The sequence below is a fragment of the Petrotoga halophila DSM 16923 genome, from assembly GCF_002924615.1.
The window spans coordinates 1-2,403 of sequence record NZ_JALY01000058.1 but is presented as its reverse complement, the minus strand read 5'-3'; the positions used below and the strand labels follow the sequence as shown (position 1 = coordinate 2,403).

Annotated in this window: 1 protein-coding gene; it reads left to right on the top strand. The window is 36.5% G+C overall.

Annotation, left to right across the window (positions count from 1 at the left end; genetic code table 11):
- Positions 1 to 173: 173 nt before the first annotated feature.
- A partial coding sequence (gene fdhF / locus AA81_RS02850; RefSeq protein WP_439331571.1) for a formate dehydrogenase subunit alpha occupies positions 174 to 2,403 on the top strand: 2,230 nt, incomplete at its 3' end.

The window sequence follows — 2,403 nt, the reverse complement described above, 5'->3', positions numbered from 1 at the left end:
TGTAAGGATGGATATCTCTACCTTTCTTACTCTTCAAAAGGAATAACGAGATATAATATTACAGATAAACTTCAGCTAGTTGATGAAGAAGTTGTTGTAAATATTTTCACCGCTAAGAACATAGTTTTTTGATATTGAATTTTTCGTAAATTTAACAATGAAAGGGGTTTTATATTTTGATAGTTACTATAAATCATAATGATTACGAAGCCGAGCCCGGTCAAACTATACTCCAGGTTGCAAAACAAAACGGTATCTATATCCCCACCATATGTCATAGCCCGCATTTATCAGATGTAGGTTCTTGTAGAATGTGTTTAGTAGAACTGGAAAATAATCATAAATTAGTTGCCTCTTGTGTTACTCCAGTAACTGATGGGATGCAAGTTTTAACGGATAGCAAAAGGGTAATCGAGGCTAGAAAGACGGTTGTAGATTTACTAGTTTCTGATCATCCATTGGATTGTATGACATGTGAAGCTAATGGAAACTGTGTCCTTCAAGATCTCGCTTACGAATATGGAATTAAAGAATCCACCTTCGGAACAAAGAAACTTCCACGTTTTGAGATAAAAGATCAGAATGAATTTATACAGCTTGATCCAGACAAATGCATACTTTGTGGTAAATGTGTACGAACATGTAAAGAGATTCAAATGTGTAACGCATTGGATTTTGTCAATAGAGGTTTTGAAACTAAAGTTAGCCCCCCATTTGATCAAGATTTAGGTGGACAGGATTCTCCATGCGTCTTTTGTGGACAATGCGTTGAAATGTGTCCAACAGGAGCTCTTACTTATATTCCTTCCAAAGGGAAAGGGCGTTATTACGAATTTAATAAAACTAAAACGACCTGTCCTTACTGTGGGGTTGGTTGTCAATTGGAATTGAGGACTAAAAATAATAAGATAGTTCAAGTTGGTTCGGTTTATGATGAAAACTCTCCAAACCCCCATGGAGAAAGCTGTGTGAAAGGTCGTTTTGGTTATGATTTTGTCAATCACCCGGATAGATTGACTGACCCTTTGATAAAGAGAAATGGACATTTTGAAAAAGTTAGTTGGGAAGAAGCCTTTGATTATGTTGCAGAAAAACTGTTGAATATAAAAGAAAAGTATGGGAGTGATTCAATAGGCGGGTTGAGTTCAGCAAAATGTACAAATGAAGAGAACTATATTATGCAAAAATTTATGAGGGCTGTAATTGGTACAAATTCTGTAGATCACTGTGCCAGACTTTGTCATGCATCCACTGTTGTTGGATTAGGAATGGCATTTGGTTCGGGAGCCATGACCAACTCTATATCAGAAATAGAGGGGAGTAACGTTATATTTGTGATAGGTTCAAATCCAACGGAGAATCACCCGGTAATTGGGAGTAAGATTAAAAAGGCAAAGAAAAACGGTACACATTTAATAGTAGCAGATCCTAGAAAGATAGAACTTTCTGAAATTGCTGACATTTCATTGCATCAAAAGCCAGGGACAGATGTGGCTTTAATAAATGGAATTATGAATGTAATTATCAACGAAGGGTTACTTGATAAAAAGTTTATTGAAGAAAGAACGGAAGGATTTGAAAGTTTTATAAAGATAATAGAAGGTTATACCCCGTCTACAGTATCCCAGATTACAGGTGTGCCAGCAGATAAGATAATCGAAGCTGCAAAAATGTATGGTTTTGCTGAAAAGGCAGCCATATATTTTGCAATGGGAATAACTCAACATAAATACGGAACTAATAACGTACTTTCTCTTACGAATCTTGCACTCTTGACTGGGAACGTTGGTTTTGAAAGCACGGGAGTCAATCCATTAAGGGGACAAAACAACGTGCAAGGTGCTTGTGATGTAGGGGCTTTGCCTGATGTTTATCCTGGTTATCAAAAAGTCAATGATCCCAAAATTAAAGAAAAGTTTGAGAATTATTGGGGTGTAAAGTTAGCTGATAGAGAAGGATTGACTTTAACAGAAATGTTCGAAGAAGCTGGTAAAAAGGTAAAGGCCCTCTACATAATGGGTGAGAATCCCTTTTTGTCTGATCCTGATCAGGAACATATTAAAAAAGCCCTAGAAAGTTTGAATTTTTTAATAGTCCAGGATATTTTCTTGACTGAAACTGCACAGTTTGCAGACGTAGTTTTGCCAGCCGCATCATTTGCCGAAAAAGAAGGTACGTTTACAAATACCGAACGACGCATACAAAGGGTAAGAAAAGCTATCAATTCTCCTGGAAGGGCTAAAGCAGATTGGGAGATATTAACTACTTTGGCTAATAAAATGGGTTATGAAATGAAATATAATTCTCCTTCTGAAATCATGGATGAGATTGCACGAGTATCAAAATTATATGGTGGAATAAGTTATGAGCGATTGGAAAAAGAAGGTTTGCAATGGCCTTGTC